Consider the following 24,797-nt stretch of genomic DNA (forward strand, 5'->3'; position numbering starts at 1 on the left):
CACGAAAGAAATCCATGCACTTGCCCGCGCCCCCTGGCGACACCCAGATACTAGACATCATCGATGCCTGGATCGCCGACCTGGCGCGCGGCGATTACGCGTGCGCCCATGCGCGCACGGCGCACGACGCGTATTACGGCTGGACGCCGGCGCTGCTGCGCGTCGTGATCGAAGGGTATGGTTCGCCGGAGCCGTATGCGGATGGCACGGTATATCGCGTCACGCCGGCGGCAGAGGCCAGCGGCACGCGGCAGGAGCGCTGCGTCGAGCGCCCGGCCAGCCAGGACGGCGGCGCGGCGCTTGCCGAAGCGCGCCATTCGCTGCCCCTGAATGGCGTTTGGTCCGATCTCACCGCCACGTTTCGTGTGGAGAGCACGGCGCTGGGCGCCAGGCTGGTATTACAGGAAATTCACGTGTTCTAAGCCGCGCCATCCTTGACAGGCGACAACTGGCTTGCATGCAGGCGCGCATACGCGCCGCCCTGTTGCAGCAAGGCGGCATGGCTGCCCGATTCCACCAGGCGCCCGCCCTGCATGACGACGATGCGGTCGGCGCTTTCGATGGTGGACAGCCTGTGGGCGATGACGATGGTGGTGCGCTTGCGCATCAGCACTTCCAGCGCCGCCTGCACCTGCCGCTCCGACTCCGTGTCCAGCGCGCTGGTGGCTTCGTCGAGCAAGAGGATAGGCGCGTCCTTGTACAGGGCACGCGCAATGGCCAGGCGCTGGCGTTGTCCGCCCGACAGGCGCGAACCGTTCTGCCCCGCCTGCGTTGCATAACCTTGCGGCAACTGCATGATGAAGTCGTGCGCGTAGGCGGCGCGCGCCGACGCTTCGATGCGGGCCATGTCCGGGGCCGGGTCGCCATACGCGATATTCGCCGCCATCGTGTCGTTGAACAAGATCACGTCCTGGCTGACGAGGGCGAACTGGCGCCGCAGGGCCAGCAAGGCGTAGTCGCGCAGGTCCACGCCATCGAGCAGGATCTGGCCGCCACTGACGTCATAGAAGCGCGGCAGCAAACCCAGCAAGGTTGTCTTGCCGCCACCGGAGCCGCCCACCAGGGCCACCGTTTCGCCGGCGCGGATGTCGAGCGTGATATCGCTCAAGGCCGTGGGCGCATCGGGATCGTCACTGTTGTAGCGGAATTGAACGTTTTGCAGCGACAGATTGCCTTGCACGGCCGCCGGGGCGATGCTGCCCGGGTCCGGTTCCAGCGGCGTGTCGATCAGGCCGAAGACGGATTCGGCCGCCGCCAGGCCCCGTTGCAGCGGTTCATTGATCTTGGTCAAATTCTTGATCGGCGACTGCATCGCCATCAGCGCGCCCATGAAGGCAACGAAGGCGCCCGGCGTGATGGCGCCGCTTTGCGCACGCAACATGGCGAAATAAATCACGGAAGACAGGGTAATGCCGACGAGCATCATGATGAAGCCGGAATTCATGGCCGAGGTAGCTGCATGCTTGACGGCCAGCTGGCGGTTGCGCTTGACGACGTCAACGAAGCGCGCCTGTTCATAATCCTGGCCGCCGAAGATTTTCACCACGCGCTGGCCGGCTATGCTTTCGTCCAGCACGGAGGTCAGCTCGCCCACGGCTTGCTGCGAACTCTTGCTCAAATGACGCATGCGCCTTCCGGCCAGGGTCACGACGATGGCCACGATGGGCATCGACGCCATGCAGAACAGGGCCAGTTTCACATCGATGCTGAACAACAGGATCAGGTAGCCGATGGTGGCGACGGAGTCGCGCACCATCACATTGAGCACGTTCAAGCCCGCCTGCGACACCTGGCTGGCGTCGAAGGCCACGCGCGACTGCGTCAAGCTGGTGGTGGTGGTATCGAAAAAGCGGCTGGGCAGACGCATGATGGTGGCGAACATCTTTTCGCGCAGGTCGGCCTGCACACGGCTTGATAGCCATACGGAACCGTAATCACCGGCAAAACTGGACACCATGCGCAGCACGGCCAGCCCCAGAATGGTGGCGGGGATGACCCACAAGTCCACCTGCCCTGCCTGCGCCGGCAGGAAACGGTCGACCCAGCCCTGCAGCATGCCCATCACGCCGGACGCAGGCGCGACCTGTGCGCTGGCCGTCGTGCGCATGGCGTCAACGACGTTTTGTAGCTGGCGGATTAACAACACATCGGTGGCGGACGCCACGCCCACGGCCAGCAAAGTGGCGGCAACGATGGCGCCGTAGCGGCGAAACTGGCCGACCAGGCGGAAAAACAGGAGGCGACTTTGCTGCATGCAGATGGTGAAAGTGAAGGTAAAGCGTGATTCTAACCGCTGCAACACTTACTTATGAGAAAGTCTTCGCCTTGCCGGTACAGATCGCCGGCAAGGGCAGTCCCGCGAGAGCAGGGAATCAGGACTTCGCCACTTTCCAGGCGGCCGTGCCGGCTTTGCAGACTTTCAGCTTGAGGGTTTGTTCCTGACCCTTGGCGCTCAAGCCCACCTGCACCTTGCGGCAGGTTTGCGCATCCGTCTTTTCCGTGTCGCTGGCCGTAATTTCGGCGGCGATGCGCACGGAATTGCGCAAGCCTTCATTACTCCATTGCACGGTTTCGCCATCCTTCTTGTCATTGAGCACGTCGGTGACGGCTTTCACGAAGACAGGCTTGTCGTTCTTGTTCAGGTAAGCCATCGGCGTGTCGGCCAGGAAACCCAGCCCGACGGCGGAAGCGGATGCGCTGAAGACGACGCTGCCAAATACCAGGGCGGACAGCAATGTAGCGGGACGAATACGCATGGAAAACTCCTTGTCAAGTAATAATCGGGAATGGCCGGCGAAATACCCATTGCCAGCAATGCATCGATGCCAGGCACATAATAGATCGCCGACGACAGCGCAGTGGAAATATCCAGCAGCCTGTCCTTGTTGGTGACGCCATCATAGCCTACGCCACACATTTGCCGCAGCATGCCCATGGTCACCCTGCTATCGCAGCACAAAACGACAACGATGACGCCCGCCTCGCCGGCCATCCGCACCGGAGGCCAGGCCTGCATGCAAGAGGTGAGCTTTAGCAGCCGCGACGGCTGTGTCGGCAACACGGCCGATGCCGTGCCGTCGGCGCACTGAGGAACAGAACGTTGGCAAGCCGGCACGCCTGCCGCATAATGCGGGCATGTTCAAACTGACTTTTCTAGGCACGTCTTCCGGCGTGCCCACGCGCCACCGCAACGTCACGTCGCTGGCCCTGCAAACCACGCACAACCGCGACTGGTGGATGATCGATTGCGGCGAAGCCACACAGCACAGGCTGCAGCGCCTGCCCTTGTCCGTGCACGACCTGGTGGGTATCTGCATCACCCACGTGCATGGCGACCACAGCTATGGGCTGCCGGGCTTGCTCGCCAGCGCCTCCATGACGGGGCGCAAGAAGCCCTTGCTGCTGATCGCCCCGGCCGCCATCAAGGCGTGGATCGACGCCACCCTGCTGCACACGGAACTGTTCCTGACGTATCCGCTGATCCACATCGACGTCGACAGCGCGCAAGTGGTCCACCAAGAGGCGGGCTTGACCATCGAGCGCCATGCGCTATCGCACCGCGCACCTAGCGTGGGCTACCGTTTTGCGCTGGAGACGAGCAGGTGGAAGCTGGACAAGGCCGCCCTGCAGGCGGCTGGTGCGCCGCCCGGCCCCGCCTGGGGGCTCTTGCAGGCGGGCCAGGATGCGCGACTCGACGATGGCACGGTCTTGCACGCCGCCACTTTCCGCCAGATGGAAACGCAGCGCGCCACGGTGGTGATCGGCGGCGACAACGACACGCCAGCGTTGCTGGCAGAGGCTTGCGCGGACGCGCAGTTGCTCGTACATGAAGCCACCTACACGGAAGCGATGCTGCAAAAAGTAGGCCCCGGTCCCACGCACAGTTCCGTGCAGCGCGTGGCGCAGTTTGCCGAAGCGGTGCGCTTGCCGAACCTGATCCTCACCCACTTCAGCGCCCGCTATCACAATGCGGACGGTATGGCCGAACTGGAAGCGGAAGCGCGGCTGCATTACTCGGGTGAACTGTTCCTGGCGCGCGACTTCGACAGTTATGAGATCGATGCGGCGGGCGTGCTCACCAAGTTGGCGGCAAAATCGTCGTTCAGTGGGGATTGACGCCGTACTGCGCCGCATACTCGGCCGCCAGCGCGCGCGCCGCCTGCTGCTGTGAGGGCGTGAGGATTTCCAGCAACTGGTCGCGGTTCTTGACCGACTGCGCGCTGCCCGCCTCGGCCGGCATGGCGATCCATGCATACGCTTGCACGTAATCGAGTTCCACGCCCTGCCCTTGCGCGTACAGCAAGCCGTATTCATTCTGCGCCGACAGGGAACCGGCTTCGGCCGCCTGCTTGTACCAGAACGCCGCCTCCGCAAAATCTTGCGGTACACCATCGCCCTTGCGGTACGCCTGCGCCAGGTTGAATTGCGACTGGCCATCGCCCGCCTCGGCCGCCTGGCGTCCATAGGCCAGCGATTGCGCGATGTCTTGCGCGACGCCATCCCCGCTCGCATACATCAAGGCCAGATTGGCCAGCGAGGGCGGAAAACCCGCTTGCGCGGCCGCCGTGAACAGTTCTACCGCCTTCGGCAAATTTTGCTCGACGCCATGCCCCTGGTAATACAGGCTGGCCAATAAATGCTGGCCGGCAGGATCGCCCGTGCGCGCGGCCGCGTCGAATTGCTTGAATGCTTCGGCGTGATGACCGTCGTTATAAGCGAGGATGCCCGCTTCATTAAAAGATTCGGGAGAGGATGTCATAAGAATTCCTTAATCGGGGATTTTTGGGCATTGTACACAGCACTGTTCCGCGCAGAATGCACGATAGGGAATGGTGTGGCATATTGCCCAAATCATGCAGTATGATCACTCTCCGCCTGATGCAATCGGGGCATTGTGCCTCAATGCCCGCCCACGAATATCGCCATGAAATTGATTGCTCTGCTTTTATCCATGATTTCCACCTCGGCTTATTGCGGCACGCTGCACCTGGACAAAGCCGCGACAGGCAAAGTGCGGCAAGCCGCCGATATCCGCTATGCGAATCACGATGAAAAACAGACTTACCAGCTGAAAATCGGGAAGCAATGGATACCTGGCAGTTGCAGCAGCAGCGGCACGGGCAATTTGCACGCGCTGCTGCTGGACATGAATTTCGACGGCCATGCCGACCTGTGGGTCACCGGCTACACGGATAGCCAGGGACGCGTCCGCTGTTCCGATGTGTGGCTATGGGATGCGCAAGCGAAAAAATACAGTTTCAACAAACCATTATCAGCAATTCCGAATCTGGACATCAGCATTGCAGATCAAGGAATCGCGGGCGGCATCGCCAATTGCGGCTGCGCGGCACAATGCTTTTATGAAGACAGCTATGCCTGGCAGGCGAACAGATTAATTGCCATCGCCCGGCGCGAGCAGGATTGCGAGCGCTATCGGGAGTATCGCTTAAATGAAAAGAATGACTTTATACTCGTCAAGGATGAAATCATCGATAGCGGCAATCCAGGCCAGCAGGCCATCGAAAATACCAAAGTAGTTGACTGGCAGCGCCATGCGCAAATCATGCGCAAACCCTGGGAGTAAATCCCTCAATTCCATCCAACCATTCACGCACACATGACGACACATCCCGCTTCCATCACCTTCCATGCCGCCAATGCGGACGATACAGCCGCCTTCATCGCATTGCGCGGCAAGACGCGGCAAAACGCCATTTCCAGTGAACGCTTGGCCGAGGTGGGCATCACGGCCGAATCCTGGGCCGAGATGATGCGCTCGGGCAGCCTGCCCGGCCAGGTCTGCCACCACGACGGCCAGCTGGTCGGCTACTGCTTTGGCGAGCGCGACACGGGCGAAATCATCGTCCTGGCCCTGCTGCCGGAATTCGAAGGACTGGGCATCGGCAAGACCTTGCTGGAGGGGATCATGGCGCAGCTGCGCGCGCAGGGCCATCAACGGCTGTTCCTCGGCTGTTCCAGCGACCCCGCCTCGCGCTCCTACGGCTTTTACCGCTACCTGGGCTGGACCGCTACGGGCGAGACGGACAAGTATGGCGACGACGTACTGGAGTTTCGCTTTCCGGCCTAGCGTCTAGCTCAACACGCGGTTGGCATCCCACACGCGCAGGATCTGCGTAATGGCTGCATCAAACACGGCGTAGGCCACGCCATCGCGGGCCTGGATGGAGACGCCCGACAAGAAACTGTCGAAGACAGCCGCCAGCGCGTACGCGTCTATACCCGCCGGCAATTCGCCGCTGACCATGCCACGCTCGACGCAATGCACGAAGCCGCTGCGCGTGCGCGCGCGCGATGCCGTGAGCGGCTCGGCCACGGCCGCATGTTCGGCCGTCGGCGCGCTCATGCAGCCGAGCGCCACCATGCAGCCGGGAGGGTGACCCGGCTCGGACTGCATGCTGGCCGACTGGCGCAAGGCCAGCTCGATGGCCGCGCGCGGCGCCATGCCTTCGTCCCACAAACACTCCGTCACGCGCGCAAAGGTATCCAGGTAGCACTGCGCCGCCTCGCGGAACAACGCTTCCTTCGAGCCGAACGCCGCGTAAAAGCTGGGCGCGGAAATGCCGCCACCCAGGCTCGCCTTGAGCTGGCTCAAGGACGTGGATTCATACCCTTGCTGCCAAAATAAAAACATGGCCTGCTCGACCGCTGCCTGCCGGTCAAACGTGCGCGGCCGTCCCATTTGCGCCATCCATCGCTCCTTCTCATCTACTTAAAAGCTACTTACATACTACTCGATACAAAAGTCGTTGACAACGCTGCGCCCCATCGCCTATATTTATACCGATCGATACATATATACCACAGCGACGCTCAGGGGCACTCCTGCGCCTGGCCGACTCGTCACACTTCCAAGGATATTCAGCTTTGCATCACGTCACGCTCACCACCGGACCCAGCCCAGCGCTGGCCGTCCGCCTCCCCGTCTCGGGCCTCCTGGCCCTCGCAATGACGGGTTTTATCTGCATCGTCACGGAAACCTTGCCCGCCGGCTTGCTGCCGCAGATCAGTGCGGGACTCGGCATCAGCGCCGCGATGGCCGGGCAAATGGTCACGGCCTATGCCCTCGGTTCCTTGCTGGCAGCCATTCCGCTTACCATCGCCACGCGCGGCTGGCGACGCCGCAAGGTGCTGCTGCTCACCGTCATCGGCTTTCTCGTGTTCAATACCGTCACGGCCCTGTCATCCCACTACTGGCTGACACTGGCGGCCCGCTTCTTTGCCGGCATGGCAGCCGGGCTGGCGTGGAGCTTGCTGGCCGGCTATGCGCGGCGCATGGTGGCGCCGCAGCAGCAAGGCCGCGCCCTGGCGCTGGCCATGGTGGGCGCACCCGTCGCCCTATCCCTGGGCGTGCCGTTGGGCACCTTGCTCGGTTCGCTAGTCGGCTGGCGCGCCGCATTCTGGATCATTTCCGCACTGACATTGATCCTCATCGCCTGGGTGCTGGCGAAGGTGCCGGACTACCCCGGCCAGTCCGTCCATGAGCGCCTGCCCCTGCGCCGCGTCTTCACGACGCCCGGCGTGCGTCCCGTGCTGGCCGTCGTCATTGCCTGGATGCTGGCGCACAACATTCTCTACACCTACATCGCCCCGTTCGTGGCGCCTGCCGGATTGACGGGCCGCATCGACTTGGTCTTGCTCGTCTTCGGCGCCGCCGCCATGGCTGGCATCTGGATCACGGGCAGGCTGGTTGAACGCCACTTGCGCGCCACCGTGCTGTCCAGCCTGGCCATGTTCGCCACAACTGCCCTCGTGCTGGGCCTGGCCTCGCACATGCCTGCGGTCATCTATGCCGGCATGGCCGTCTGGGGCCTGAGCTTTGGCGGCGCGGCAACGCTGTTGCAAACGGCGCTGGCCGACACGGCCGGCAGCGGCGCCGACGTGGCCTTGTCGATGAAGGTGGTGGCGTGGAATGGAGCGATTGCGGCTGCGGGCGTGGTGGGCGGCGCCCTGCTGGAAACCTGGGGCGCGGGCGCCTTCCCATGGGCCATGCTTTCCTTGCTCGTGCTGGCTTTCGTGCTCGCCTGGTCGGCCTGCAAACATGGCTTCCGACCGGGACGGCGCAGCGGTAACGCACCCGCCGCCGGGCATTGAAATAGCTGCCGTTTAATCAGCCGCCGGCACCGTCACGATGCGGGGCACATGGCCTGTATGCGTGAGGAAACTGACCAGGGCGGCGTGCGACAGCGCCACCGTGGCCGTGTTGCGCAGCGGATGGGCTTGCACAAATTCAGCTTCCCACACGGCCTGGTCCAGCACCAATTCCACCGCCTGCGCGCTGTCGTGTAGCAGGGCAAACAGGCTGACGGATCCGGGCGTGATGCCCAGGTGCTGCAGCAGGCGCTGGGGCGAGGCCATGCTCAGCTTGCTGGCCGGCAGCAAGCGCCCCAGCGCAGCCAAGTCGATGCGCTTGTCGAAGGGAACGATGACGAGCAAATGCCGGCGGCCCTTCTCGTCGCGTACGAACAGGTTTTTCACCATCAGGCCCGGCATGGCCGGCACGTGAATCAGAGCTTCATCGATGGTGTGCACGGCCGGGTGCTCGACCAAAGTGTCATCACCGGCGTTGCTTGCCAGCCAGCGGGAAAGGGTTTCATGCATTGTGCTTCCTCAACTCGGCGCGATGAGCAATTGTAGCGGGTCGCTGCTTCGTTAGCTGGCTGTCACCGTCAAGGTGTTTTCTCAGCCTCTTCCCTGTCGGCCGCCGCCAGCCCCCAGTCATTCCAGCCTTCTCCAAACAGCTCGATCGGATGCTGCGTGCGCTCGGAACCATTGCCGCAGCGCATGGCGTCCGGCGGACAATACTTGTCGCAGCCCCAGCAGATGCGTTCGGGGTTCTTGGGGTTCAAGGGAAAAGGCTTGGCCATGGGAGGGGCGACGGAGTCGGTTGAGGTCTTACTGTTGACTCTAGGCCAGGCGCAGACGCCGGTCAAATGCATTTCGGTGGGAAACTTGTCCGGAATCAATTCTGCGCAGATGGGTGGTGTGGCGGCAAAGCGCAGTACCCTGCCAGCACGATACGCGCGACATTGACACTGCCATCAGTGTCCCGCTTTGATGCTTTCCCGCCACAGGTCGGAGGCGAACAGGCCGTGGCTGCCTTACAGGCCCAAGTGGGGTCTGGGCTAGCGTCTTGGCGAGGCGAGCGGGGTCTTGTGCCAGCGTTTCGGCGAAGGCGTAGAGGCGTTTCTTGGGGGCGCAAAAGTGCCTGAAAGCGCTCACTCAATGTTTGCGCCGAATAACGTATGCATTGCCGGCAGCTTCAAAACCAAGCGTCGGATAGTAGGACATGGCATCGGGAGCGGAGAGCAATATCAGGGACACTTCGTCGCCGATGACTGCCTGGGTGCGCTTGACCAGCTCTTTGCCGATACCCAGGCCCTGGTATTGCTTTTCTACCGCCAGGTCCGAGAGATAACAGCAATACGCATAGTCGGTCAGCGACCGGGCCAGCCCCACGAGCTCGCCATCCACCCATGCCGACAGCAAGAGGCAAGGCGCGGCAAACATGCGCGCGATTCTCGGGAGCTCGCTGGTGGGCCGCTTGATGCCGGAATGATCGAAGACACGAACAACATCCAACGGATCAAGAGGAAAGTTATGACGATATTCGACAGTGATATTTTTCATCGGTTCACGGGTGCAAGGATATCGCCCATGCGAAATCTCTTCTATGCAAATAGTATAACCAGGCAGCGATGGTCCAGGAATGTGGACGATACGACATAAGTGAAAAGTCGGGTCCCTGGCGCCGATGCTTGAGCGCCAGCGTCGAGAGCGAGAGGCGCCAGAGGCTCGATGCTGCCAACGACCACATCGCCGGCATGCCGCCACGCTTATTCAAGCGCCCCCAATCTGTTAAAATAGTTCAAAAATTTAGTGATTAGATCATGAATAACCCGTATTTTTTAGCCACAAGGAATGTGCTTAGCAAATGAAAGCCATTATATTCTGCACCAGCTTTATAAAAGATGCCCCATCATGGGAAAGCCGGTATCAACGGTGGCTCGATTATTACGAAGACATACCAATCAATGCAATAAAAAAAATAATGATTGACGATGGCTCGCCATTTCTTCCACCCGCCGAAATCATCAATACAATTTCCCATAGCGCTCCGCTGGCTTCAAATACAGAAAAAAATCTCATCATTCGCTTCGATAACAATCTTGGACGACAAAGCGGAGCTGACTACCCTGGCTGGTGGCGCAGTTTTCTCCACTCGGTCAAGGTGGCCAATGAATTAGGCGTGGATAAAATAATCCATATCGAGTCTGACGCCTATATCATGACGCCTCGCTTGGTAAATTTCATCAATGAAATAGAATCAGGCTGGAATGTCCTGTGGTCGCCGCGCTATCGTTTCCCGGAAACGGCCATTCAAGTCATCTGCAGAGATCAGTTTGACATTTTTGAAAAAATAAAAGACGACCATCCAGATTATTCTTTCCCGGACATTGCGGAAAGACTGCTTCCTTTCACGGCTGTACACCAGCAGTTCAAAGGGGACCGCTACAGCGATTTTACGAAAAACAGATGGATATTTCGTTCGCGAAAATTCAACAAAATCCCAATTTTCAAACATGTATTTTTCTGGGAAACGATACCGCCGGATGCAGACTTTGTCACACAAGGCATTAGCCGCCAACAATTCGTATTCAGACGGAATGAAGAAGCCTGACTTTGTCATGGCGTGGAACACGCCAACGCGCACATGCCAGATCATGGCGCAATAAGCGCTTCCGTCATGCGGGCAGGGGCTGGCGCGTCGTGCGGTGCCAGCCGTGCCATAGACAAGGCGCATTCCCACAATTAACACCCATTAAGACCGGGGTGCTCAGGTCACGCAGCAGGCACGCTGAAACTTGTCTGATAAAGAGAAAACTTGGTAAGGATTGTAAATATGTTGCTACCGTTACGATTGAATAAACGCCTGTACGCCGCCCTTGCTGGCTCCTTTTTTCTTGTTGCGGGTACTTCATCGGCACTCGCTACCACCCTTGACAAAGATCGGACTAGAGGCGACATCCATGGATTGTTTGAGATAAGGGATGCAGCTGTAAAGTTCATTGCAGCAGAGAATCTGAAAAATGGAACACGGTGGCAGGCCATGGAGCCGAACCGGAAGATTCTGGTTGCCAAATGTGCCCTATCTTTGCGGGTGGCATGGGTTCCGAAAAGCCATGGCCTGTCTGGGCCGAATGTCGCTGTGATTTGCGACAAGACCGTCAAGCCTACCATGCAAAAGAAATGGCAAGTGTTCGTACCAATCGATAAGAGGCCGATGGCGCATAAATGATCACGGCGGGGGCATGATCGATTTAACTGTCCATGGTCGCGAGGATCAGGCCTGCTGTTTGTACACGACCTGATGTGCTGGACGTCGCAGAATCTGGCTCAGCCGATGAGATAAGCAGAACCGCGAACGCGCGCCTGCGGTACGCGGAACTGCCTTGGCACTGCCACCACAATTTCGCGCCTGAAATCTCCGGCCTAGTGCAAGCGAACAACAGCATATACAATAATCGACTCAGATTTTATTGATGCGACAATACCCCATGAAAATCAACATACTCTTCATTTCCTCCTTGGGAATGCTATCGCTCATTCAAACGCCACCATCCTTCGCGGATAATGTTAACGGGAAAAATCTCTATGTACAGAGATGCGCCATGTGCCACGGAATAGATATCAAAGGAACCGGACCATTGGCGAATAAAAGCGCTCCTCCAACACCTGATCTTACAACATCGGCTTTCAAAAAACGACTAAAAGACTATCCGGGCGTCATTATTTCATCAGTCATACTTCGCCCAAATGGCGACTTGATTCCAAAAACTTTGCGAGAAAATGGCGTAAAAATATCGCCGTACGCATGGAAGGTCCAGGATTTTCGCGATTTAAATCAATACATGAGTGGTGTGATTTCAAAGAGTCGATGATTTGAGATCCGAGGTGGACGCGATGCTGCCGTTGGTGCATTAAGGACGGGCTGGACCGGCAGGCACAGCCGTTCGAATCTCACGCGCAGGGCGCGAAGGCAGAGCACGAACATTGAAATTCTTCAAAATATCAAGGGTGCGATAAAAAAGCCAGTCAACTGACTGGCTCTTTTCTATGTTGGACTTTCTTGGAACTGTTTTGCATGATCACAAATTTCATACCATGCCGGCTTGGAACCAACATAAACATGAAATTGTATTCTTACCTCAGGGTCATCATCCAGGCAGTTAACTGACACCGGAAATGAATCATTCTCTGAGCCAATTTCCCCCAAAGAAGTCCCGCAGTTTTTGCAAAAAGTTCTTGCGTATTTAAAGGGAGGCTCTGGCTCATATCGTTGAATAAATTCTCGCCCCTCCAGCAAGGTAAAGGAATCTTTATCAACGAAGGCCAAGGCACTCGCTCCGGCCTTCCGACAACGAGAACAGTGACACATGCCCATCATGCTTGGGGGGGATGCCAATTCAAACTTTACCGAACCACAGCAGCAACTGCCTTTGATCATGAAGTGTCCTTTTTGAATGTTGACACTGTATTTTTACACAGTACTTCTGGACGGACAAGGTACACCTGGTGGAATTTTTCAGAACCCAAAACAGAAAGCACGGTACGGAGCGCGAGGGCTGTGCGGGCGCGAGGGTCAGGGTTTGCCATCCGGCGACCTGGACGAGCGATGCGGCATCCATCGCGTTGACCGCAGACGATGAATGCGCTGCGACCAGTCATCATTTGTTTTGATACAGGTCCCAGCGATTTCCGTAGAGATCTTCAAATACCACGACCGTTCCGTACTCTTCCTGCCTCGGTTCCTCACAAAAGTGAACGCCCGCAGCCTTCATGGCACCATAATCTCGCCAAAAATCGTCTGTGTGAAGAAATAGGAAAACCCTCCCGCCACACTGATTGCCAATAAATACCTCCTGCCTGTCGTTTGAGGCACGCGCCAACAAAAGATTACAGTCGCTTTCTGGGTTCGGCGTTACAACCACCCAACGTTTCCCTGCTTGTGGCGTATCTTCGACCACCGTAAATCCGAGTTTTTCTGTGTAGTACTCGATCGCCCGATCGTAATCGTCTACGACGATGGCCACATAACCCATGCATCTTTTCTGCGTTCTCAACATCCCCTCCTTCCATTTTGGGATGAACCTCCCAGTTACGCGGATTGAGCATAATACCCGCTACAGGCACCGCTTCAACGCCTCTCTGCACGATGGTGGCGCCAAGCCGCCCTTTCATAGGGTTTACGGTCCCAAAACGGCTCAGTATTATGCGGATGAATTTTGCGGGGGGAAGCGTTACCCACACCAGCCGGCGGCGGGGGGGCACCGCTGAATCCTATCCAGCTCAATGCCTGGATCTGCTTAGCTGCTGAACAGTCACATTTCTTGCAAAAAAATTATCGAAAACGCAAGGTGACTAGTCCTCGGTACCAGGGCCAATATCAGATCTATGCATCGTGAAATTTTGAGAAAAAAAATTATTCCCTGATAATCAAGGGCTTACTCTCATCGTTGTGGCGGAAACCGTGTAATGCGAATAAACAGGTTTTATGCGCCTCTTACGAACAATTGAACAACCATACCTACCAGACTACCTCGCAAACAATTCTCCCCATCGGCAAACTAATATTTCCCGTCTACTCAGGCCGCTTTACGATGAAAGTCACGACAGCATTCGCCCCCCCGCACACTCTCTCGCACACTAGCCGCATGGCCGCGCGCATGGCATCATGCGCGCAGCACATTCACTATGGTGACACATGGAGCAATTTCATTTCCTGGTAGGCGAATTCAAAAAGAATAGCCCATTTATGCCTGCCGCCGCCAGCGCGCAACTGTTTGCCTGGTTTGAGCAAGTGGGCGAGCGCGTCGACCGCTACGGCAGCAAGACCGGCAAGGTGGTCAAGTTTTCGCAGAAAAACTACGAGAAAACCCTGTTCGCACCTGATGCCGACAGCATCAGCCTGTATTCGCCTCGGGTCGTACCACCCGACAATATAGACGAGTGGGCGAACTGCGACGTTCTTGCCCTGTATTCACATAGCTGTTCGCTGATGCTGGCTATCCACGCCAGCAAGATGCCGCTGGCGCAGCTGTTTCAATGCGCAGAGGGCATATCTGGCTTGCTCGATCATTGCGATTATGTGTACGGCTACAGCGAAACGCTAGGCTATGGTACGGGTTACGCACGCGGCTACCGGATAATCGATGAAGCCCATCCGTATGTACCAGCCAGGCCCGATCCTGGCAATAACTGGGGCGCCATCAAGCGCAAAGGCCTGCAGTATGAGCACATACGCGACGTTTATCCCATCAGTATTTTCAGCCAGTCCAGGCTCGACGCGCTGCCGCCGGAGCGTCAACAGGCATTGCACAAGGCGATGCAGGCATATGGCAGCAGTCATACGCAAGACGGCAGGACGCACTGGATTTCAAGCGGCGAGGAACAGGCGGCGGCCCGGAGCGATCTGCAAGCGCACGCCATGCTGGGTTCCTTGATCGACAATTAAACCCCATGAGCACGCATCCTCACGCACGCAACCGCTAAGGGCCGCAAGCTGTTGCAGCTTGTATTCTGAACCGGCTTGCGTATTTCCGAACCCGTAGCCCTGGACTGCTCCAAAGTGGACTTCGCGCGCGGCGGATTTGATTCCCGCCGCCTCCACCACTTAACTTTTTAGAATCAAGTAGTTAGCAAGAAGAAGGCTGTCATTGTTTGGATTTTTTAGAGGCTGTTACAGCGTAGGAATGACAACAAACTGACAGCCTTTTTTCGTACCTCTGTGACTCTGCAACAACAGCAATACCCTCATTTCATTGCCTTGCGGCGCGTTTGGGTCAATACCCGGAGGGCCACGTGCATAGGAACTTTGTTTTTTGCCAGGTATGCGGCCGCAGTCGCTGTGCCTAGCATTTCTTGAAAAATGACTCCAACGTCGACTTTTTGCGCAGTAAGACCGTCATGCCTTAAACAGTCATAATTTTGGTTAGCTGCAGTAGCTGGTATGGGTGCATCAAAGTTATTAGAGTGCATTTTTGCCCCATTAACAAAGAGAAAAATGTCTCTTCTTATTTGCCTTAAAGATAACTTATATTTCCATTTTTGAGTAAATATTTTATTTAATCAAGTTTTTGAAGCAGTAAAAATTTAACTATCAAAAGGCTATGAAATCATGCAGATAAGAACGCGAGGAGGCACAGGAGAAAAACACCTATTATTGTAGCCAGAGTACTCCGCTACGCCCCCTGCAACTCCACTGGCCAGTATCGAATGGGCATAGGCTTTGGGCCTACAATACAGCCCCGACAGGGCACAAAAATCAGCATTCCCACCATCGCACCACGCGCGCGAAAATCCGTTCAAAGTGCGCCAAAATCCGTCAAAACGCACGCCCACCTCTTCGCCCCGCCCCGCCAGTGCAGATGCGCCTTCGGCCATGGCGCAGATTTGAGTCAAAAGAGCCCTATATAGCGGGCAGAATCTGGATGCCGTCCGTCTTGCCGTTCGGCCCGCGTACATGAACAGTCTACGGATGTTGCCCGGCCCCTTGCTGTCGCGCATGGCCTGGCGGAGCTTGTCCACGTCCTGGGTGTCGGCGGCGACGTCGGCCATGTATAGGAGGAAACCGGCGTGCGGGCCGTTCTTGTAGCACTTGCTGAGGAACAGGACGCGAGGGGCAATTCTGGCATTCAGATACAGACTTGTGCATTGCGTGCCGTGAAAGCTGGGCGCGCGATATCGTTCCGTACGCAATGTTTTTTTCACAACCACGCAACGTACTGTTTTGGCGACCACATACATATGATGCGGAAACAATTTTGCTGTGCAAAGACAACGTTGCAAAGCATGCGTTAGCCCAAGCTAACAGCGTTCTATCGCAAGCTTGGGAAGCTCGACAAGGAACTCAACAACCATGCGGGCTTTCGGCCCGTTTCTGCTTCGTAAAAATGACATTCTAACGGCCGTATAAGCAGCCATCGATGCGGTGCATTTTACGTTTGTGGAGCGAACTATTCAGACCAAAGGTACCGATCCACATACTGCATTGCTGATTTAACTTATAGATAATATAGGAGGCGGTGAAGAAATGATATCAAATAAATACGATTCCTCAAGATCAGTGGAGTGATTACGTCACGCCCCTTGCCTGCGACGAGCTCAGGCTAGGGGGCGATATTTGTACTTTTCCTTCGACTATTTCAACGGTACTTCCACGCCAAACATAACCGACTGGGTACGCCCGCTATCGATACTCAGATTGCTGTTGTAGTCCAGAGTCAGTGTCGTACCGTTCGACAGCAGCAGCTTCATGCCCAGCCCCGCCGTCCAGTTGCCCGTCTGCTGCGGCAAGGTGCGGATCACATACACGGGACCGTCCGCCGCCAGGTCGGCATACGCCAGGCGCGCATCATCGGCGCCCTGGAACTGGTGGCGGTACTCGAGCCGCGCACGCGGGAACCACGTGCCCAGGCCGCCGACATAGATGCCCTCGGCTCGCACGCCCAGCGCGCCGATGCGCGAACGCACGGTCTGCTTGAAGTAGCTCAGGGCATTGATGCCCGCCGCCTTTTCCGTGTACGGATCGAGCTTGGCCGACATCAGTTCCACGCGGCCATATGGGGACCACATCCAAGTTTCATGGCGCATCTCGATACCGCCGACGACTGCACCGAACACTTGCTTGCCGTCGCGTTCACCCGTGGCAAAACCGCTGCCATCGCTCAGGTAACGCGAGGCGTCGTATTGCAATGTGCCGTAGCCGAGCACGCCATCGACAAAGACACCCTTGCTCGGACGCAGGCTGCCATACACGGCCGCCACGGCGCTGTCGGCCGTACTGCGGCTGCCGTTCTGACCCACGTCGCTGCGGTCATGGCTGAAACCGGCCCCCACGCCCAGGGTCGCCAGGTCGCTGAGGCGGTAATCGCCGCCCACACTGACGCCATTGGTGCGGAATCGGAAGCCCGCCTCGCGGCCCTTCACATAATGCTGGCCGAAATCGACCGCGCCACCAAGCCACAGGGACAGGGCCCGTTTCTGTGCGTCCGGCTTTTGCGGCATGTCCGGCAAGGCGGCTGAGTCCGCCTCGGTACCGCTTCTAGCTGCCCCCGGCTGCTGTACGCCCGTTTTCAGGGTGGTGCGACGTCCTTGTTTACGTGGATTCGTGCCGAAAGCACGGTCTGCTTCCTGCTCCTGCCAGCGCGCCAGCGCCGCCGTCGGGTTGCCACTATCGTTCGGCGGCGTCATGCTCAGGCCGAAGTTGGAACGTCCCCAGCCGTCACCATGCAGGCTTTCCAGGCGCTGCGTGAAGTTCGATAGCTGCGCGCTGGCGAAACGCCGTGCCGCATCGGCTTGCGCCGCCTGCAAGCCGATCACTTCCGGATCGAGCGACGGATCGCGACGCGCCATCACGGTCACGTTGACCACGCCCGGCTTCGAGGTGGCAAAGGCATTGTTCAGGGTGTAGCTGACGACAGCCGCGCCGGCAAACTTGCCCGACGCAGCAAAGCTCAGCTGGTACGACGGCTTGCCGGCTGTGCCCACGTCGCGCACCTCCGCCTTGCCCGCCTCCGCCGGCGTGACGCTGAGCACATTGGCCGCCGTGAACGGACCGCCCGTGGCGCCCGCAGTCAGATCGACGGTTACCGTCAGGCCGGCCACCACCGTGGCGCTCTGGTTGAGCACTTGCGGCATCGGATTGACCCTGATCGTCGATTTCACCGGCGCCGAGGTGCCGAACACGTTCGACACGGTGTAGCCGATGCTCATGTCGCCGCTGGTGTTGATGCCTGGCGTGTAGAGGATATCCATGCCGCTGACCGTTGCCGTGCCGCTGACAGGCTGCGTGGTGATGGCCACTGCCGTGAACGGGCCGCCGGTGGCGCCTTCCGTCACATGCAGGGTCACCGGCGTGCCGGCCAATACCGTCGCCGTTTTGGCGACAGGCACGGGCACTGGCTGCGGCGCCACCGTCACGCTGACCGTGGCCGGCGCGGACGTGCCGCCAGGGCCCGTGACCGTGTAGCTGAAGGCGTCAGGACCAAAGTAGTCGGCATTCGGCACATACGTCAACTTGAAGCTCGCGCCCACGGCGCGCGCCATGCGCGCCAGTGCTCCCGTCGACACCACCGTGACGCGCCCGTTCTGCGGCGGCGTGACGATGGTGACGTCGGTGATCGGGCTGCCATCGGTGGAAACGATGGTCAGGCTCAACCCCTGGTTGACCGGGGTGGTCGCCGTTTCATTGGCAATCTGTGGCGGCGCCTGATTCACCTGCAGGGTCAACGCTTGCTGCACCGTGAACTGGTGCGCATCCCTGGCTTGCAAGGTGAAGTTGTAACTGCCCGCCACCGTCGGCGTGCCGCTGACGATGCCGGTCGCCGCATCGAGCGTCAGTCCAGCCGGCAAGGCGCCGCTGCTCAGGGAATACGCGTACGGCGCGACGCCGCCCGCAGCCGTGAACCGCTGACGATAGGCGTCGCCGGCACGGGTGCCGGCCAAGCTGGACGGCGAGAGCGTCAAGGCTGGCGCGGCTACCACCAGCGTATAGTTTTGGCTAACACTATAAGGTGCACCCACGCCTGTGCTGCTATCCGTGACCTTGATGCTGAAGGAGAAGCTGCCAGCCACATTCGTCGGGCCGGACAGCGTACCGGTGAGCATGTCGAGCACCAGACCGGGCGGCAAATTGCCGCTCACCTCAAAATGATAGGGCGCGGTGCCCCCAGTCACAGTCAGGCTCGCGCCATAGACACTTTCCGCTGTGGGGTTGGGCAAGCTGGCCTGCGCCAGACTAATGGTCGCTGACGCCACGACTAGCGTATATGTGCGGCTTCCGGTAAAACCATGCGCATCGATTGCCTGAATGTCGAAGGTGAACTCGCCACTGGCTGTGGGCGTACCAATCACCTGTCCCGTGGTGCCGAGGCTCATGCCAGGCGGCAAAGCACTGCCATTCGCCACCACATAGTCATATGGTGCGGTACCGCCTGCCGCTGTCAATTGAACACTATACAATTGAGCAACCTTACCCAATGGCATGCTTGCCGGCCCGACGCTGATCGTCGGCGCGTTGACGGTGATCGTCACGGTGGCAGCACTGGAGGTACCGCTAGCGTTCGTTGCCGTATAAGTAAAGCTGTCCGTGCCCGAATAGTTGACATTTGGCGTGTACGTGATGCTGGTTCCACTAGCCGTGGCTGTGCCATGGCTGGGGGCAGATGCCACCGCCACGCTGGTGGCAGTACCGCCGCCCAGGCTCAAGGTGATGGGATTGGCGCTGCTGTTCGCCACTACGGTGGCGCTGACGGCATTGGCCACTGGCGCCTGGGCGCCGATCACCAGGGTGTAAGGCTTCGAAGCCGTCACGCTGTTGGCATCGGTGGCCGTGATGGTCAGGTTCGTCGTGCCGCTGGTAGTAGGCGTACCGCTAATCGCGCCGGTGCCAGTATTGAGGCTCAGGCCTACCGGCAAGGTGCCAGCGGTGATGGCGAAGCTATACGGTGCGGTGCCGCCAGCGGCACTGATGGTGGCAGCGTAAGGCGTGCCCGTCGTGCCATTGCCCAGCGAGGCCGGCGTCAGGATCAAGGTGGGTGCGCTGACGGTAATCGTCACCGTCGCTGCGCCGGAGGTACCACCGGCGTTCGTCGCTGTATAGGTAAAACTGTCAGTGCCCGAGTAGCCAGCCGTAGGCGTGTAGGTGACGGCCGTGCCGCTGGCTGTCGCCGTGCCATGGCTGGCGGCAGATGCCACCGCCACGCTGGTGGCAGTACCGCCGCCCAGGCTCAAGGTGATGGGATTGGCGCTGCTGTTAGCGGCAACCGTGGCGCTGACGGCATTGGCCACTGGCGCCTGGGCGCCGATCACCAGGGTGTAAGGCTTCGAAGCCGTCACGCTGTTGGCATCGGTGGCCGTGATGGTCAGGTTCGTCGTGCCGCTGGTAGTAGGCGTGCCGCTAATCGCGCCGGTGCTAGTATTGAGGCTCAGGCCTGCCGGCAAGGTGCCCGCGGTGATGGCGAAGCTATACGGTGCGGTGCCGCCAGCGGCACTGATGGTGGCAGCGTAAGGCGTGCCCGTCGTGCCATTGCCCAGCGAGGCCGGCGTCAGGATCAAGGTGGGTGCGCTGACGGTAATCGTCACCGTCGCTGCGCCGGAGGTACCACCGGCGTTCGTCGCTGTATAGGTAAAACTGTCAGTGCCCGAGTAGCCAGCCGTAGGCGTGTAGGTGACGGCCGTGCCGCTGGCTGTCGCCGTGCCATGGCTGGCGGCAGATGCCACCGCCACGCTGGTGGCAGTACCGCCGCCCAGGCTCAAGGTGATGGGATTGGCGCTGCTGTTAGCGGCAACCGTGGCGCTGACGGCATTGGCCACTGGCGCCTGGACACCGATCACCAGGGTGTAAGGCTTCGAACCCGTCACGCTGTTGGCATCGGTGGCCGTGATAGTCAGGTTCGTCGTGCCGCTGGTAGTAGGCGTACCGCTAATCGCGCCGGTGCCAGTATTGAGGCTCAGGCCTGCCGGCAAGGTGCCGGCGGTGATGGCGAAGCTATACGGTGCGGTGCCGCCAGCGGCACTGATGGTGGCAGCGTAAGGCGTGCCCATCGTGCCATTGCCCAGCGACGCCGGCGTCAGGATCAAGGTGGGTGCGCTGACGGTAATCGTCACCGTCGCTGCGCCGGAGGTACCACCGGCGTTCGTCGCTGTATAGGTAAAACTATCCGTGCCCGAGTAGCCGGCTGTTGGCGTGTAGGTGATGGCCGTGCCGCTGGCTGTCGCCGTGCCATGGCTGGCGGCCGATGCCACCGCCACGCTGGTGGCTGCGCCGCCGCCGAGGCTCAGGGTGATGGGATTGGCGCTGCTGTTGGCCGCCACCGTGGCGCTGACTGCATTGGCCAGCGGAGGAGGAGGAGGTGGTGGTGTATATGTATAACCGTTGGTCAGCGTGGCTGTTCCACCTGAAGTTGTAACGATCACATTCACCGCGCCTGCTGCATGGGCAGGTGTCGTGGCGGTAATCGTCGTGGCGCTGTTGACGATGAAGCTGGCGACTGCAGTACCGCCAAAACTGACTGCTGTTGCACCAGTCAGATTGGTACCAGTCAGTGTCACCGAAGTTCCTCCGGAGCTACTTCCACTGGCAGGGGTAAGCGAAGTCAATGTCGGATTGGCACTACCGGTAACGACTAAGGTATAGGTTGCGACGCCGCCGCGGTTGCTCTGGTCGTTGACTCCGATGGCAAACGTGTAGTTGCCCGGCTTGGTAGGCGAACCATACAGTCTGGTAGTCAAACTACCAGGGGAAGCGTCTAGTATCAGTCCTGGTGGCAGGCATGGTGTGACACCATCGTAATCGGGATCGTCGATGTCGCATTCAGCCCACCTGTCGATCGGCCGCCCATCACCATCTAATACCGCTGTGATCGTAATGTTCATCACCTGACCTACCGGTATGGTCGGCAAGACAGTACCGGACGGTGGAGAGACAATCTTGGGACCTGCTGCTTGCGCGACATTCACAAGCAGCAAGGCTACGAGCAGTAATCCGGCGGACACCATTCTCTTGGTCAGCCAAGGAATGAAGTTGAAAATTGATACTCTCATGAACTCTCCAGACTTCCCCCTCTGACAAAAGAGGGAGTGTCAAAAAAATAACACTTTAGTTAGACACTATTAGCAAACCGATTGACTATATCTACATCTATTTTTGTAATTATGTAAATTAAAAAGATTATCACAAAACATTACTTAAAATCTAACACATTATGTTAATTTGAATCTGAGCAAACCTAAGCAATTCCCGACAAACTTTGTCGGAATTGCAAGTATTATTAACTTGTTAATTTCGCGATCTGCGGAGATATGAATTAAACGTGGATAGGCAAAGTTTCACAATATTGCGTTGTTGCTTGATTTAGCGAGGAACTAGCTACATTAACTCTCTATCAAAGTGCGTCAAAATGCTTCAAATCGCGCGCCCCCTCTTCGCCCCGCCACGCCAGTCCTCATGCGCCTCCGGCCATGGCGCAAATTTGAGTCAAAGGACCCCTAACTAGCGGGCAGGAGTGGAGGGGGAAAACTGCGTGCGCCGGGCCGAAACCAATCTTTTTCTTGCTCCAAGAGCAACATTAATCGGCGGGACGTGAAAAAGCCGCCTCATGGGCGGCTTGGGTGGTGGCTGGCGCGCTCTGGCGCGGCTAGGCTATCGCGGCCCCGCCCTACCAGCTATCGCGGCGTGGCGGTCATGGTCAGCGCGGTGCGCCAGTTTGGCATATCCATGAGCCAGTGGACCGCCTCAAACGCTTATGCGACGAATGGGAGCGTGTCTGCATAGGTTCGTCAGCACAGTTCCGTGTAGTTGGTGCTCAAAACTGGCATCTGCGCATCGTGCTCGAGCACGACGGCATCAAGTCCGAACTGGCGAAGGTCATCGAGCGCATCCACGCGCGCCCGCACCGGCCGCGCACCACCTTCATCGTCGCGCTGCCGAATGGTTGCCAGGTCAAGAAGTGGCATTTGCGCCTGCGCTTCGATAGCGCACGGAAAGCTGCAGCCGATCTGGCGCTAAAGGTTGGAGACGAAGAGCTGACCGCCGCATCAAGGCATTCCAGTTCCGCGATATCCGGGCGCGCTCTGCCAGCGACATTGCCGACCTGGGCGCCGCCAGCTCCTTGCTGGGGACATAGTGAAAAAGTCATCACGGAAAAAGTCTATCGGCGCATCGGCCAGGCTGTCCGCCCTACCCGCTAGCGGCGAGTTGCGGAAACCATTTCCGCAAATTGGCGCCAAGTTGAAACTGATGTTTTACATCAGGGATTTTGCAGTCGACAGCACAAAAAAATAAGCCCTTGATAATCAAGGGCTTATTTTCATATTTCTGGCGGAAGCGGTGTAATTCGAACAGCAAGGTTTCATGCCGCTTTCACGCACCACACAACAACCATACCTACTAATTTACCTACACACGAACATAGGTACAAAAAAGTCTATGTATACCCGGATGTACGCAGTTACATTTGGTAACGTGCGGTAGCGTACGGATTTCCTTGTGAAAATGTACAACACTGCGTAGGGGTTAGCTTTTCCCCAAGCCGAGCCTCACCTTCGGTTCCAAAGGCAAAAACCGGAGAAATAAATGATTTTAATTGTAGAAGATGATGTCGATTTGGCGGAAACCTGTTCGATGGTCCTGGAGGCCAGCGGATACGAAGTGCAACTAGCGCACAGTGCCGAGGAGGCACTTACGAAAATACTAGCTCGCAAGCCGGAAATGCTCATCTCGGATTGCGCCATGCCTGGCCAATCAGGCTTGGAACTCAGTCAACATTTGCGCACTCAATACAGCCGCAGCACCCTGCCAATTTTACTGATGAGTGGCTCGCCGCGTCGCCAGGTGGCTCCGGGGGATAGCTATGAGGCGTTTATCAGTAAACCCTTCCTGGCGGAGTCCCTGTTACTGGAAGTGAAGAAGTTGCTGAATGAATACGCTGCCGCACCGACTAAGCTTATGCAAGGTAGCCTATGAAATTATCGACTTTCATCGCCTCAAATCTTGAAGTAATACTAGTGGAATGGGAAGACTTCGCCGGATCGCTGGCTCCCCTTGAGGATGCAACCAAAGTCGAGCTACGTGACCATGCGGCGGCAGTACTCCGGGGCGTTGCGAGAGATCTTGAGACACCACAAACAGAACATGAAAGCATTGCGAAGTCGCAGGGCAAGGCGGGTTCCTCAGACACCGATACTGCAGCAGAACTACATGCTGAAGAACGGGTCGCGGCTGGTTTTTCCGGCGAACAGGTGATGGCGGAATACAGGGCGCTAAGGTCAAGCGTTTTGAGATTATGGGCAAAGAATACGGAACTGACCTCGCAAGAGGATATCCAAGACATCATACGCTTCAACGAGGCAATTGATCAGGCTCAAACCGAATCCATGGCTCGTTATACGCAAATGCTGCGTGAGGCGCAAAACCTATTTCTCGCAATTTTAGGGCACGATGTGCGCACCCCGCTCGGGGCCGTTAGCATGGGTGCTCAAATACTGCTGATGGATCAGACTTTGCCTTCCAAAGCATTGAAGGTTGGGCTACGCATTCTGAATAGTTCAAAACGCATGGATGCGATCATACGCGACCTTTTGGACTTCTCAACCACCCACCTTGGCTATGGGATACCGATTGATCCACGCACGATTGACCTTTTGGAAATATGCCAGCACACCCTCGATGAAGCAAAGACTTTCTATCCTGACCGCAAGTTTGAACTGGTAGCCAAAGGGAACTTGACCGGCACCTGGGATGGTCAGCGCATAGGACAGGCGTTTTCAAATCTAATATCAAATGCAATCCAGCATAGCTCCGCACACAGCGCCATCAGGATTACAATCATTGGCTCAGCACAAGAAATCACCTACACAGTCCATAACGAGGCAGAAGTCATTTCACCTAAAGTACTGCGAACGCTGTTTGATCCCATTAAGCGATTCGCCATACGCCCCCCCAGCGAGCGTGTGGGTCGGCGCATGCAGAATTTAGGCTTGGGTCTGTATGTGGTGAAAGAAATTGTCACCGCACACCATGGAGATGTATCTGTCGCCTCAAGTGCGGATGAGGGGGTTACTTTTACAGTACGTCTGCCACGACAGGTCCCGCAGCGAAGGTGTGATGATTAAGAACGCCGGACGAACCAGCTACGGGTCGTGGGTCATGGCCTACTTACGCATTGGCCCGACATGTATATGCGTTTGTACGACTTCTGATTCGCAGGCCACCGTGA

23 protein-coding genes and 1 pseudogene are annotated in these 24,797 nt (G+C 58.0%); 13 read left to right on the plus strand and 11 right to left on the minus strand.

The features are described from left to right. The first annotated feature begins 14 nt into the window (after positions 1-14). Positions 15-422 (plus strand): hypothetical protein, encoded by a 408-nt coding sequence (locus ACQ4WZ_RS14720; RefSeq protein WP_436573764.1) that lies wholly within the window; start codon positions 15-17, stop codon positions 420-422. Here ACQ4WZ_RS14720 and msbA read toward each other — a convergent pair. Together msbA and ACQ4WZ_RS14730 are read right to left on the minus strand one after the other, a co-directional pair. Then, the gene (gene msbA, locus ACQ4WZ_RS14725; RefSeq protein ID WP_101480328.1) at positions 419-2,254 is read right to left on the minus strand and encodes a lipid A export permease/ATP-binding protein MsbA; all 1,836 of its coding nucleotides are present in this window, start codon (positions 2,252-2,254) and stop codon (positions 419-421) included. The genes ACQ4WZ_RS14720 and msbA overlap by 4 nt on opposite strands. Before the next feature lie 118 nt (positions 2,255-2,372). Next, on the minus strand, positions 2,373-2,756 hold the full coding sequence (locus ACQ4WZ_RS14730) for a hypothetical protein (protein ID WP_133992831.1): 384 nt from the start codon (positions 2,754-2,756) through the stop codon (positions 2,373-2,375). A 177-nt stretch (positions 2,757-2,933) separates the two neighbouring features. Here ACQ4WZ_RS14730 and ACQ4WZ_RS14735 point away from each other — a divergent pair, with 177 nt between their 5' ends. Together ACQ4WZ_RS14735 and ACQ4WZ_RS14740 are read left to right on the plus strand one after the other, a co-directional pair. After that, complete coding sequence (locus ACQ4WZ_RS14735; protein ID WP_436573765.1) at positions 2,934-3,089, plus strand: hypothetical protein; 156 nt, start codon at positions 2,934-2,936, stop codon at positions 3,087-3,089. A gap of 46 nt (positions 3,090-3,135) precedes the next feature. Continuing rightward, positions 3,136-4,116: a ribonuclease Z gene (locus ACQ4WZ_RS14740; RefSeq protein ID WP_436573766.1), complete on the plus strand. Its 981-nt coding sequence runs from the start codon at positions 3,136-3,138 to the stop codon at positions 4,114-4,116. On the opposite strand, the gene ACQ4WZ_RS14745 is transcribed toward ACQ4WZ_RS14740, so the two are convergent. Both ACQ4WZ_RS14745 and ACQ4WZ_RS14750 read right to left on the minus strand, forming a co-directional pair. Further along, positions 4,103-4,759: a tetratricopeptide repeat protein gene (locus ACQ4WZ_RS14745; protein ID WP_436573767.1), complete on the minus strand. Its 657-nt coding sequence runs from the start codon at positions 4,757-4,759 to the stop codon at positions 4,103-4,105. The genes ACQ4WZ_RS14740 and ACQ4WZ_RS14745 overlap by 14 nt on opposite strands. A gap of 186 nt (positions 4,760-4,945) precedes the next feature. Beyond that, positions 4,946-5,164, minus strand: a complete 219-nt coding sequence (locus ACQ4WZ_RS14750; RefSeq protein WP_436573768.1) for a hypothetical protein — start codon at positions 5,162-5,164, stop codon at positions 4,946-4,948. On the opposite strand from ACQ4WZ_RS14750, the gene ACQ4WZ_RS14755 reads away from it, so the two are divergent. Both ACQ4WZ_RS14755 and ACQ4WZ_RS14760 read left to right on the plus strand, forming a co-directional pair. After that, entirely contained in the window at positions 5,147-5,584 is a 438-nt protein-coding gene (locus ACQ4WZ_RS14755; protein ID WP_436573769.1) for an XAC2610-related protein, read from the plus strand. The two genes, ACQ4WZ_RS14750 and ACQ4WZ_RS14755, sit on opposite strands and share 18 nt — an antisense overlap. Before the next feature lie 33 nt (positions 5,585-5,617). Continuing rightward, entirely contained in the window at positions 5,618-6,088 is a 471-nt protein-coding gene (locus ACQ4WZ_RS14760; RefSeq protein WP_101480322.1) for a GNAT family N-acetyltransferase, read from the plus strand. Positions 6,089-6,091: 3 nt separating this feature from the next. On the opposite strand, the gene ACQ4WZ_RS14765 is transcribed toward ACQ4WZ_RS14760, so the two are convergent. Continuing rightward, the gene (locus tag ACQ4WZ_RS14765; protein ID WP_436573770.1) at positions 6,092-6,709 is read right to left on the minus strand and encodes a TetR/AcrR family transcriptional regulator; all 618 of its coding nucleotides are present in this window, start codon (positions 6,707-6,709) and stop codon (positions 6,092-6,094) included. 257 nt (positions 6,710-6,966) lie between these two features. On the opposite strand from ACQ4WZ_RS14765, the gene ACQ4WZ_RS14770 reads away from it, so the two are divergent. After that, positions 6,967-8,112, plus strand: coding sequence for an MFS transporter (locus ACQ4WZ_RS14770; protein ID WP_436573898.1), 1,146 nt, complete (start codon positions 6,967-6,969; stop codon positions 8,110-8,112). 12 nt (positions 8,113-8,124) lie between these two features. On the opposite strand, the gene ACQ4WZ_RS14775 is transcribed toward ACQ4WZ_RS14770, so the two are convergent. The 3 genes from ACQ4WZ_RS14775 to ACQ4WZ_RS14785 form a co-directional block, all read right to left on the minus strand. Continuing rightward, positions 8,125-8,619 (minus strand): prolyl-tRNA synthetase associated domain-containing protein, encoded by a 495-nt coding sequence (locus ACQ4WZ_RS14775; protein WP_436573771.1) that lies wholly within the window; start codon positions 8,617-8,619, stop codon positions 8,125-8,127. A gap of 68 nt (positions 8,620-8,687) precedes the next feature. After that, complete coding sequence (locus ACQ4WZ_RS14780; protein ID WP_133992843.1) at positions 8,688-8,885, minus strand: DUF3079 domain-containing protein; 198 nt, start codon at positions 8,883-8,885, stop codon at positions 8,688-8,690. A 355-nt stretch (positions 8,886-9,240) separates the two neighbouring features. After that, entirely contained in the window at positions 9,241-9,648 is a 408-nt protein-coding gene (locus tag ACQ4WZ_RS14785) for a GNAT family N-acetyltransferase (RefSeq protein ID WP_436573772.1), read from the minus strand. Between the two features lie 304 nt (positions 9,649-9,952). Here ACQ4WZ_RS14785 and ACQ4WZ_RS14790 point away from each other — a divergent pair, with 304 nt between their 5' ends. The 3 genes from ACQ4WZ_RS14790 to ACQ4WZ_RS14800 all read left to right on the plus strand — a co-directional run bounded on the left by ACQ4WZ_RS14790 (position 9,953) and on the right by ACQ4WZ_RS14800 (position 11,960). Next, entirely contained in the window at positions 9,953-10,699 is a 747-nt protein-coding gene (locus tag ACQ4WZ_RS14790) for a hypothetical protein (RefSeq protein WP_436573773.1), read from the plus strand. 222 nt (positions 10,700-10,921) lie between these two features. Continuing rightward, complete coding sequence (locus tag ACQ4WZ_RS14795) at positions 10,922-11,317, plus strand: hypothetical protein (RefSeq protein ID WP_436573774.1); 396 nt, start codon at positions 10,922-10,924, stop codon at positions 11,315-11,317. Between the two features lie 259 nt (positions 11,318-11,576). Continuing rightward, entirely contained in the window at positions 11,577-11,960 is a 384-nt protein-coding gene (locus ACQ4WZ_RS14800; RefSeq protein WP_436573775.1) for a c-type cytochrome, read from the plus strand. A gap of 173 nt (positions 11,961-12,133) precedes the next feature. Here the strand turns inward: ACQ4WZ_RS14800 and ACQ4WZ_RS14805 are convergent, their stop codons facing one another. Both ACQ4WZ_RS14805 and ACQ4WZ_RS14810 read right to left on the minus strand, forming a co-directional pair. Beyond that, entirely contained in the window at positions 12,134-12,526 is a 393-nt protein-coding gene (locus tag ACQ4WZ_RS14805; protein ID WP_133992853.1) for a GFA family protein, read from the minus strand. A 220-nt stretch (positions 12,527-12,746) separates the two neighbouring features. After that, positions 12,747-13,121 (minus strand): VOC family protein, encoded by a 375-nt coding sequence (locus ACQ4WZ_RS14810; protein WP_243858209.1) that lies wholly within the window; start codon positions 13,119-13,121, stop codon positions 12,747-12,749. A gap of 713 nt (positions 13,122-13,834) precedes the next feature. On the opposite strand from ACQ4WZ_RS14810, the gene ACQ4WZ_RS14815 reads away from it, so the two are divergent. Then, positions 13,835-14,533 carry a type 2 periplasmic-binding domain-containing protein gene (locus ACQ4WZ_RS14815; protein WP_436573776.1) on the plus strand — a complete coding sequence of 233 codons (699 nt, stop codon included), beginning with the start codon at positions 13,835-13,837 and terminating at the stop codon, positions 14,531-14,533. A 1,685-nt stretch (positions 14,534-16,218) separates the two neighbouring features. On the opposite strand, the pseudogene ACQ4WZ_RS14820 reads toward ACQ4WZ_RS14815, so the two are convergent. Next, positions 16,219-21,456 (minus strand): annotated as a pseudogene (locus ACQ4WZ_RS14820) (putative Ig domain-containing protein); the annotation flags it as partial. Positions 21,457-22,305: 849 nt separating this feature from the next. Between ACQ4WZ_RS14820 and ACQ4WZ_RS14825 the strand changes: the two are divergent. The 3 genes from ACQ4WZ_RS14825 (at position 22,306) to ACQ4WZ_RS14835 (ending at position 24,693) form a co-directional block, all read left to right on the plus strand. Next, the gene (locus ACQ4WZ_RS14825) at positions 22,306-22,770 is read left to right on the plus strand and encodes a hypothetical protein (protein WP_436573777.1); all 465 of its coding nucleotides are present in this window, start codon (positions 22,306-22,308) and stop codon (positions 22,768-22,770) included. 385 nt (positions 22,771-23,155) lie between these two features. Then, entirely contained in the window at positions 23,156-23,545 is a 390-nt protein-coding gene (locus tag ACQ4WZ_RS14830) for a response regulator (RefSeq protein WP_436573778.1), read from the plus strand. After that, complete coding sequence (locus ACQ4WZ_RS14835; protein WP_436573779.1) at positions 23,542-24,693, plus strand: sensor histidine kinase; 1,152 nt, start codon at positions 23,542-23,544, stop codon at positions 24,691-24,693. Before ACQ4WZ_RS14830 ends, ACQ4WZ_RS14835 begins: the two co-directional genes overlap by 4 nt. Positions 24,694-24,797: the final 104 nt, after the last annotated feature.

Origin of the sequence: Janthinobacterium darwini (genome assembly GCF_051380905.1) — a bacterium.
In the GTDB taxonomy this organism is placed as follows: domain Bacteria; phylum Pseudomonadota; class Gammaproteobacteria; order Burkholderiales; family Burkholderiaceae_D; genus Janthinobacterium.

Coding starts and splice junctions, on each gene's coding strand:
- ACQ4WZ_RS14760 (WP_101480322.1), top strand. CDS start 5,618: ATGACGACACATCCCGCTTCCATCACCTTCCATGCCGCCAATGCGGAC.
- ACQ4WZ_RS14805 (WP_133992853.1), bottom strand. CDS start 12,526: ATGATCAAAGGCAGTTGCTGCTGTGGTTCGGTAAAGTTTGAATTGGCA.
- ACQ4WZ_RS14735 (WP_436573765.1), top strand. CDS start 2,934: ATGGTCACCCTGCTATCGCAGCACAAAACGACAACGATGACGCCCGCC.
- ACQ4WZ_RS14720 (WP_436573764.1), top strand. CDS start 15: ATGCACTTGCCCGCGCCCCCTGGCGACACCCAGATACTAGACATCATC.
- ACQ4WZ_RS14790 (WP_436573773.1), top strand. CDS start 9,953: ATGAAAGCCATTATATTCTGCACCAGCTTTATAAAAGATGCCCCATCA.
- ACQ4WZ_RS14755 (WP_436573769.1), top strand. CDS start 5,147: ATGAATTTCGACGGCCATGCCGACCTGTGGGTCACCGGCTACACGGAT.
- ACQ4WZ_RS14730 (WP_133992831.1), bottom strand. CDS start 2,756: ATGCGTATTCGTCCCGCTACATTGCTGTCCGCCCTGGTATTTGGCAGC.
- msbA (WP_101480328.1), bottom strand. CDS start 2,254: ATGCAGCAAAGTCGCCTCCTGTTTTTCCGCCTGGTCGGCCAGTTTCGC.
- ACQ4WZ_RS14765 (WP_436573770.1), bottom strand. CDS start 6,709: ATGGCGCAAATGGGACGGCCGCGCACGTTTGACCGGCAGGCAGCGGTC.
- ACQ4WZ_RS14770 (WP_436573898.1), top strand. CDS start 6,967: ATGACGGGTTTTATCTGCATCGTCACGGAAACCTTGCCCGCCGGCTTG.
- ACQ4WZ_RS14835 (WP_436573779.1), top strand. CDS start 23,542: ATGAAATTATCGACTTTCATCGCCTCAAATCTTGAAGTAATACTAGTG.
- ACQ4WZ_RS14745 (WP_436573767.1), bottom strand. CDS start 4,759: ATGACATCCTCTCCCGAATCTTTTAATGAAGCGGGCATCCTCGCTTAT.
- ACQ4WZ_RS14815 (WP_436573776.1), top strand. CDS start 13,835: ATGCCTGCCGCCGCCAGCGCGCAACTGTTTGCCTGGTTTGAGCAAGTG.
- ACQ4WZ_RS14750 (WP_436573768.1), bottom strand. CDS start 5,164: ATGGCCGTCGAAATTCATGTCCAGCAGCAGCGCGTGCAAATTGCCCGT.
- ACQ4WZ_RS14830 (WP_436573778.1), top strand. CDS start 23,156: ATGATTTTAATTGTAGAAGATGATGTCGATTTGGCGGAAACCTGTTCG.
- ACQ4WZ_RS14800 (WP_436573775.1), top strand. CDS start 11,577: ATGAAAATCAACATACTCTTCATTTCCTCCTTGGGAATGCTATCGCTC.
- ACQ4WZ_RS14810 (WP_243858209.1), bottom strand. CDS start 13,121: ATGGGTTATGTGGCCATCGTCGTAGACGATTACGATCGGGCGATCGAG.
- ACQ4WZ_RS14795 (WP_436573774.1), top strand. CDS start 10,922: ATGTTGCTACCGTTACGATTGAATAAACGCCTGTACGCCGCCCTTGCT.
- ACQ4WZ_RS14740 (WP_436573766.1), top strand. CDS start 3,136: ATGTTCAAACTGACTTTTCTAGGCACGTCTTCCGGCGTGCCCACGCGC.
- ACQ4WZ_RS14780 (WP_133992843.1), bottom strand. CDS start 8,885: ATGGCCAAGCCTTTTCCCTTGAACCCCAAGAACCCCGAACGCATCTGC.
- ACQ4WZ_RS14785 (WP_436573772.1), bottom strand. CDS start 9,648: ATGAAAAATATCACTGTCGAATATCGTCATAACTTTCCTCTTGATCCG.
- ACQ4WZ_RS14775 (WP_436573771.1), bottom strand. CDS start 8,619: ATGCATGAAACCCTTTCCCGCTGGCTGGCAAGCAACGCCGGTGATGAC.